The following is an 8,677-nucleotide window of genomic DNA, read 5'->3' on the forward strand; positions in this document are numbered from 1 at the left end:
ACAGCCCCCGCATTTCAAGGGCTAAACCTTTGTTCCGTTAACACTACACAACGGTTGGACGCTGTCACTCCGCTTTCGCGTAACCTTCGTTTCGTTCAACTACACTACAGTTAGCACTGCCGCTATGTTGCACTCCGCTTTCGTGCAGAAAATAACAGCCCCCGCATTTCAAGGGCTAAACCTTTGTTCCGTTAACACTACACAACGGTTGGACGCTGTCACTCCGCTTTCGCGTAACCTTCGTTTCGTTGCACTACACTACGGTTGGCACTGCCGCTACGTTGCACTTCGCTTTCGTGCAGAAAACAAAGTAACCTGAAATGCTTTTCAGGTTACTTTGTTTTTGCTATGATTAAACAGCATATCTATGTAGAAAAAATAGTCCTAAGAGGAGGATTTTTAGTATGGCATTAGTATCTATGAAAGAGATGTTAATTAAAGCAAAAGCAGAAGGTTATGCGGTTGGTCAGTTCAACATCAACAACCTTGAGTGGACTCAAGCAATTTTACAAGCAGCTGAAGAGGAAAAATCTCCAGTTATTCTAGGCGTTTCTGAAGGTGCAGGAAAATATATGGGCGGATTTATTTCCGTTGTACACATGGTAAAAGGTTTAATGGAATCTTATGGCACTACGGTACCTGTAGCTATTCACCTTGACCATGGTTCAAGCTTTGAAAAATGTAAAGAAGCTATTGATGCAGGCTTTACTTCTGTAATGATCGATGCCTCTCATCATCCATTTGAGGAAAACGTTGCGACTACTTCAAAAGTAGTTGAGTATGCTCATTCGAAAGGTATTTCTGTTGAAGCTGAGCTTGGCACAGTAGGCGGTGACGAGGATGGCGTAATCGGTGGTATTATGTACGCTGATCCAGAAGAATGCCGTAAAATGGTTGAGATGACAGATATCGATTGTTTAGCGCCAGCACTTGGCTCTGTACATGGTCCTTATAAAGGCGAACCAAACTTAGGCTTTAAAGAAATGGAAGAAATCTCAAACTTAGCAGACCTTCCATTAGTATTACATGGTGGTACAGGTATCCCAACAAAAGATATTCAACGTTCAATTTCATTAGGTACAGCAAAAATTAACGTCAATACTGAAAATCAAATTGCTGCTACAAAAGTAATTCGTGAAGTTCTTGAAAACGATAAAGTTGTTTATGATCCTCGTAAATTCCTTGCACCAGCACGTGAAGCGATTAAAGCGACAGTTATTGGGAAAATCCGTGAATTTGGCAGTGCGCAAAAAGCATAATTTTAGTATCTAATACGCAAAAAAAACAGAGATGAATACACATATAAGAGAAGTGTTGATGTTGTTATCGACCTTCTCTTGTTTTTGAAATAAAAAATTTTCGGCAAAAATTTAAATAGCAGGCTTATCACCAAAATTTGTATAGTAAATTGATTGCCGTTCCAACTGATTGGTCCTAAGAAAGTGCTCAGAACGGAAATCAACTTCAAGTAGGATGATGAGTCAAAACAGATATTAGGAGGAAAAAATAATGAAATTTTTTATAGATACAGCAAACTTTGAAGAGATTAAAGAAGCACACGCATGGGGTATTTTATCAGGTGTTACAACAAACCCATCATTAGTTGCAAAAGAAGAGAATGTTTCTTTCCATGATCGACTTCGTGAAATCTCAGAGCTTGTAGATGGCTCAGTGAGTGGGGAAGTAATCGCTCTAGATGCAGAAGGTATGATTAAAGAAGGCTTAGAATTGGCTGAAATTGCTCCGAATATTACAGTTAAACTGCCAATGACTCCAGCTGGCTTAGAGGCATGTCGCTTCTTTGCAGACAAAGGTATTAAAACGAACGTAACATTAATCTTTAGTGCCAACCAAGCATTAATGGCTGCTCGTGCAGGTGCTACATATGTATCACCATTTATCGGTCGTTTAGATGATATGGGTCAAAACGGTGTAGAACTAATTGAAACGATTGCAGATATTTTCACAATCCATAATATCGATACGCAAATTATTGCTGCATCTATTCGTCATCCGCAACATGTAACAGCTGCAGCACTTGCAGGTGCACATATTTCGACTACTCCATTTAAAGTATTAAAGCAACTTTTCAATCATCCACTAACGGAAAAAGGAATTGAAGGATTTTTAGCGGATTGGAATAAGAGAAAAGGCGAATAATAAGATTATATAGTGAGCCAATTGCAGAAAAAATTACTTTCCAATCATGAGGGAGAACGCAAAATGGATGTTTATAAAATTACAGGCGAAAATCGCCTACAGGGTACAATAAAAGTTAGTGGTGCAAAAAATAGTGCAGTCGCCTTAATTCCTGCATCGATTTTGGCGAACTCTCCAGTGAAAATTGGAGGGTTACCAGAAATTTCTGATGCGTGGACGTTAAAGGCATTATTAGAGGAAATCGGTGGGGAAGTGTCATTTGAGGATGGCGTAATGACAATTGATCCTACGGAAATGATTGCTTTACCATTACCGAACGGCAACGTGAAAAAACTTCGTGCTTCCTATTACTTAATGGGAGCCATGCTTGGGCGTTTTAAAAAAGCTGTGATTGGTTTACCGGGAGGCTGCTTCTTAGGGCCGCGTCCTATTGATCAACATATTAAAGGCTTTGAGGCATTGGGTGCGAAAGTTACGAATGAGCATGGAGCGATTTATTTACGTGCTGATGAATTAATTGGTGCCAAAATATTTTTAGACGTTGCCAGTGTGGGAGCAACCATTAATATTATGTTAGCTGCTGTTCTTGCAAAAGGACGTACGGTTATTGAAAATGCAGCAAAAGAACCAGAGATTATTGATGTAGCAACTCTTCTTACTAACATGGGAGCTAATATTAAAGGTGCGGGTACTAGTGTTATCCGTATTGAAGGCGTAGAGGAGCTTCATGGTACGGAGCATACGATTATTCCAGATCGTATTGAAGCTGCTACGTTTATGATAATGGCTGCCGCTTTAGGTGAAGGCATTACCATTGATAATGTTATTCCATTGCATTTAGAGGCGATTATTGCAAAGCTTCGTGAAATGGGTGTAAAAATCGAAATTGATGAAGAAAGTATTTTTGTGCCCAAAACGGACCTTTCCTCATTGCAGGCCGTCGATGTAAAAACATTAGTGTATCCAGGGTTCCCGACTGATATTCAGCAGCCACTTTCTGTATTAATGTCTCAAGCATTTGGTTCCTCAAAGATAACAGATACGATTTATACAGCTCGATTTAAGCATATTGATGAACTTCGTCGTATGAATGCCATTGCACGCGTTGAAGGAAATACAGCTATTATTACAGGCCCTAATAAATTACAAGGTTCAACTGTAACAGCTACAGACCTTCGTGCTGGTGCTGCATTAGTATTAGCAGGGCTTTTAGCTGAAGGTGAAACAGAAATTCACGATATCTATCATATTGAACGTGGGTATAGCTCACTTATTGAGAAATTACGTGATTTAGGCGCTGATATTCGACGTGAAACAATAATGGCACGTGTAGCAGAGACAAAGGAATAATGAGAGCTAAAAGTTTTGAACTAACTATGTTACAATAGAGGTAATTTGAATGTTTCGGCGAAGAAACATGCCGATAACGGGAGGCAAATAAGACAATGGAACGTAGTTTATCGATGGAAGTAGTACGAGTAACAGAGGCAGCAGCAATCGCATCCGGGAAATGGATGGGTCGCGGTTTGAAAATTGAGGCAGATGATGCAGCAACGACAGCGATGCGCGTAATGTTCGATACAATTCCAATGCATGCTACAGTAGTGATTGGTGAAGGTGAAATGGATGAAGCACCAATGCTTTATATTGGTGAAGAGCTTGGCTTACGCAATGGTGGTCCTAAAGTAGATATTGCAGTTGACCCATTAGAAGGTACGAATATTGTAGCGAAGGGTACAAATGGTGCAATGACAGTTCTTGCTATTGCAGATAAAGGGAATCTGTTAAACGCGCCTGATATGTACATGGAGAAAATTGCAGTAGGACCAGAAGCGGCAGGTAAGGTAGATATTAACGCTTCTGTTACGTATAATTTATTACAAGTAGCGAAAGCTAAAAATAAAGATATTTCGGACGTAGTAGCTACACTTTTAGATCGACCACGTCACCAAGCAATTGTTGATGAAATCCGAGAAGCTGGAGCACGTATTAAATTTATTCAAGACGGTGACGTTGGAGCAGCTATCAATACTGCTTTTGATGAAACTGGCATTGATATTATGTTTGGTACAGGTGGTGCACCAGAGGGTGTTATCTCAGCTGTTGCTTTAAAATGTCTAGGTGGAGACTTCCAAGCGAAGCTAGTGCCAGAAGATGCTGAACAGTTAGAACGCTGCGAAAAAATGGGTGTAGACGTAGAAAAAGTTCTTTATTTAGATGACCTAGTTAAAGGTGACGATGCTATTTTTGCAGCGACTGCTGTAACAGATTGTGAGCTATTAAAAGGTGTTCAGTATAAAGGAGCCTACGCATTAACTCATTCAGTAGTTATGCGAGCTAAATCTGGAACTGTACGATTTGTAGAAGGTCGTCACGCTCTTGATAAAAAACCTAGCTATAAATAAAATTTTCTTCTAAAATATACCTAGTGCATCTTTTTTGCACTAGGTACCTTCTTCTAAATTTTCAACCATCCCATAGTTTTATAAGGCCATGTTATGCTTCAATGCTTTGCCTAGTTAATTGAAGTATCTATCGCCCTGCTTAATTTCTAACGAAAAACTGAAAATGCTGACAGGTACGAAAAGATTAACTTTATCTTCATGTAGCAAAATGCTATTGTATTGAAAGTAAAGTGTAACAATTATGCCAAGGTGATATAGGCCTATCGCAAAAAACTTCTATGAAAACCCCAAAAATGAAAATTATATTTTGAAAAAGACTGGAGTTGTGCACATGTCTGCATTGACAATCGCTCAATTAGAAAACATGACGTTAAAGGAGCTTTATGCCCTAGCACGCCAATATAAAATTTCATATTATAGCAAGCTAACGAAAAAAGAATTAATATTTGCTATTTTGAAAACTCGTTCGGAGCAAGAAGGCTATTTCTTTATGGAAGGAGTACTAGAAATTGTTTCGCAAGAAGGCTTTGGCTTCCTTCGACCAATTAACTATTCTCCAAGTAAAGAAGATATTTATATTTCTGCTTCTCAGATTCGTCGTTTTGACCTACGAAATGGGGACAAGGTATCTGGTAAAGTACGTCCACCTAAAGAAAATGAACGCTATTATGGACTACTACAAGTAGACGCTGTTAACGGTGAAGACCCAGAAGTAGCTAAAGAACGTGTGCATTTCCCTGCATTAACGCCTTTATATCCTGATCGACAAATTAAGCTTGAAACTACACAGCGCAATTTATCGACGCGTATTATGGATTTAGTGGCACCTGTAGGCTTCGGGCAGCGTGGATTGATCGTTGCACCACCAAAAGCAGGGAAAACGTCATTATTAAAAGAAATCGCGAATGCGATAACAACTAATTATCCAGATGCAGAGTTAATTGTATTACTAATTGACGAACGCCCTGAGGAAGTAACTGATATTGAACGTTCAGTGAATGCTGATGTAGTGAGCTCGACTTTCGATGAGGTTCCAGAAAATCATGTAAAAGTTGCTGAAATTGTGTTAGAACGTGCACGCCGCTTAGTTGAGCATAAGCGTGATGTTATTATTTTAATGGATTCTATTACACGTTTAGCACGAGCGTATAACTTAGTTATTCCTCCGAGCGGTCGTACGCTTTCAGGTGGTATTGACCCTGCGGCGTTCCATCGACCAAAACGATTCTTCGGTTCGGCACGTAATATTGAAGAAGGCGGTAGTTTAACAATTTTAGCGACTGCTTTAGTAGATACAGGATCTCGTATGGATGAGGTCATTTATGAAGAATTTAAAGGAACAGGTAACCTAGAGCTGCATCTTGATCGCCAATTAGCAGAGCGTCGTATTTTCCCTGCGCTGGATATCCGCCGTTCAGGTACACGTAAGGAAGAGCTTCTACTTGAGCCTGAGCAACTTGAAAAGCTATGGGCAATTCGTAAAACATTCTCGGACGCACCTGATTTCGCGGAGCGCTTCATGAAAAAATTACGTACAACAAAATCAAATGAAGAATTCTTTGATAAGCTAAATGAAGATATGAAAAAAGCTACTAAAGGCAAAGGCCTACTATAATCATGAATCACCATTGACTAGCAATAGTCGATGGTGATTTTTTTATTTAATCAAAAACAATTGAAATTGATAATCATTATCAATATAATAGTTCCATATAATTCTATTTTTAAAAGGAGACGGAAATGAATTATGACGCTTATATGCTTCTATGGCAAAATGCAAATATCCAGTTAAAGCAAATTGACTATGTTATTAATACCGATGTTCGAATGACAAAGGTTTTAAAAAATAGCACATTCCTTGTCATCACAGCAGGAGCTGCAGAAATTGTCATTGATGAGCAACCTTATCATGTACAGCACTTTAGTATTTTCCATATTGGAAAGTCCAAATCCTTTCATATTACGGCACCAAATAGCATTAGCTACTTCCTTATCTCCTATAAAGGGGATGTAATTTACAAAGATGCTTTTATGCAATATTTACAGATGCAATATCAGCCATTCCAAACGACTTTCTCTTGTATACCTGCAAATCCAGTAGCCTTACATACAATTTTGCAAGATATGTACAGCAAATGGCAGTCGGGCTCTATTCAAGAGCATTTATCAGTGAAAGCATCCTTTTATGAGTTCGTCTACCGTGTTTTTCGAGAACTGGCTGAGGGGCAGGGGGAACCGCACGACATTGATAGGGCAGAAGCAGCACGTCTGTATATAGAGCAAAACTTACATGAATCTTTATCCATACAGGCACTTGCTGATTTACTTAACATTAGTGCACGTCATTTATTACGTATTTTTAAGGCTCGTTATGAAGTAGGTCCACAAATTTATTTACAGCAGCTAAGAATAGAAAAGGCGAAGCATTACTTGGTAGAAAATCAATACGGCATAAAAGAAATAGCTATTTCGCTTGGATTTGAAGATGAATATTATTTTAGTCGGGTTTTTAAAAAGGCAACAAACATGGCACCAAGTAATTTTAGGCTGAAATATACATCAAACTTGTCCGAAATCGCCATTACAAATGAGAATCATTTTCAATACAATAAGAATCAGCTCGCGCAAGCAAAACAATTTGAAAATGAGGAAAATAACATAATGATGAAAAAAATAAGTAGGCATGTAAAGATACCATTTTTGCTAAGTTTATTCGTTTTACTTGCAGCATGTGGAGAAGATACAAAACAATCTGTTGAACATAAAGAAAATGAGCCTAAGTCAGAAGAAGTAAAGACTAGAACTGTGACAGATGATAGTGGACGACAAGTAGAAATTCCAGTTAAAGCAGAACGGGTAGTGACAGACTGGTATCTTGGACAAATTCTAGCGTTGGATGTTATTCCAGTAGGAGCAGTGACAGCTAACTTAGACTTTGCAGCATTTTTAAAATCTTATTACAAGGAAGGTGATATTTCCAATATTGGTACAGATGGGAGTGCATCATTAGAAAAGATCTTAGAATTAAAGCCAGATTTAATCATTACATGGAATAAAGAAGATGTAGAAAAATATGAAAAGATTGCTCCAACTATTGTATTTTCGGAAACAGCGCATAAATCGGCTACCGAGGAAGTTAAAGCGATGGGAGAATATTTAGGTCGTCAGGACGAAGCTAACGCATTTGTTCAAGATTTTGAGAAACGTATAGCGCAAGCACAGGAAAAAATAAATAATGTTATCCCAGAAGGAGCTACTTTTACTATTTATGACGTATTCGAAAAAAATGCAACGGTTGTAGGGAATTCAAGTGTGTCAGGTGGTAGAGCACTTTATCAAATGCTTAATATGAAGCCTCAGGAAAAGGTACAGGAGCTTTTCGATACAAAAGAATCTACAGGTGGGCGTTATGAAATTTCCTATGAAGTGGTAGGAGACTATGTTGGGGATTATGTTTTTGTTATTAATTTCTTTAATAAAGAGAAGAAATTCCCTTCCACTTGGAAAAATCTCGATGTTGTCAAAAATAATAAAACAATAGAATTAGAACCAGAATATTATTTTGCTTCTGATCCACTCTCTGGATTACATCAAGCCGAAGATATGGCTGACAAAATAGTAGAGTTTTCAAAGGCTCAACAAAAGCAATGAAGATCAGGTGTGTTGATTAGAAAAAATAGATTTAATATTGAGCAATAAAAGGATTTTTTTGTTGCTATTTTGCTAATATATTCCCGTTTTTAACTGATTGTAGCGTAGGGCTACTCGACTCTCGTGGGAAAGCGAGACAGACGAGAACCTGCACGAAGCGTAGCGGAGGAAGCGGCTCGACGCTTGCCCGCAGGAAGCCTTGCTCTGCGCGAAAGCGAAGCGTCAGCGACAAATGTTTTATCTGCGCGAAAGCGAAGCGTCAGCGACAAATGTTTTATCTGCGTGAAAGCGAAGCGTCAGCAACAAATGTTTAATCTGTGCGAAAGCGAAGCGTCAGCAACAAATGTTTAATCTGTGCGAAAGCGAAGCGTCAGCGACAAATGTTTTATCTGCGTGAAAGCGAAGCGTCAGCGACAAATGTTTTAACTGTGCGAAAGCGAAGCGTCAGCAACAAATGTTTA

Annotated in this window: 6 protein-coding genes; all 6 read left to right on the top strand. The window is 38.8% G+C overall.

Going from position 1 to position 8,677, the window contains the following annotated elements; translation table 11 throughout:
* Nucleotides 1–404 precede the first annotated feature (404 nt).
* Nucleotides 405–1,259 (top strand): class II fructose-bisphosphate aldolase, encoded by an 855-nt coding sequence (locus ACFTQ7_RS13995; protein ID WP_386829468.1) that lies wholly within the window; start codon nt 405–407, stop codon nt 1,257–1,259.
* A 250-nt stretch (nt 1,260–1,509) separates the two neighbouring features.
* The gene (fsa, locus tag ACFTQ7_RS14000) at nt 1,510–2,160 is read left to right on the top strand and encodes a fructose-6-phosphate aldolase (RefSeq protein WP_349660654.1); all 651 of its coding nucleotides are present in this window, start codon (nt 1,510–1,512) and stop codon (nt 2,158–2,160) included.
* Nucleotides 2,161–2,223: 63 nt separating this feature from the next.
* A complete protein-coding gene (locus tag ACFTQ7_RS14005) occupies nt 2,224–3,510 on the top strand; it encodes a UDP-N-acetylglucosamine 1-carboxyvinyltransferase (RefSeq protein ID WP_386829470.1) in 1,287 nt (428 codons plus the stop codon).
* A 95-nt stretch (nt 3,511–3,605) separates the two neighbouring features.
* Nucleotides 3,606–4,565: a class II fructose-bisphosphatase gene (gene glpX / locus ACFTQ7_RS14010; protein ID WP_079559386.1), complete on the top strand. Its 960-nt coding sequence runs from the start codon at nt 3,606–3,608 to the stop codon at nt 4,563–4,565.
* A gap of 331 nt (nt 4,566–4,896) precedes the next feature.
* Nucleotides 4,897–6,180 (top strand): transcription termination factor Rho, encoded by a 1,284-nt coding sequence (gene rho, locus ACFTQ7_RS14015; RefSeq protein WP_349660652.1) that lies wholly within the window; start codon nt 4,897–4,899, stop codon nt 6,178–6,180.
* 125 nt (nt 6,181–6,305) lie between these two features.
* Nucleotides 6,306–8,216 carry an AraC family transcriptional regulator gene (locus ACFTQ7_RS14020; protein ID WP_386829473.1) on the top strand — a complete coding sequence of 637 codons (1,911 nt, stop codon included), beginning with the start codon at nt 6,306–6,308 and terminating at the stop codon, nt 8,214–8,216.
* The last annotated feature ends 461 nt before the right edge of the window (nt 8,217–8,677 follow it).

This window comes from Lysinibacillus sp. NPDC056959 (assembly GCF_042674095.1).
In the GTDB taxonomy this organism is placed as follows: Bacteria; Bacillota; Bacilli; order Bacillales_A; family Planococcaceae; genus Lysinibacillus; species Lysinibacillus zambalensis.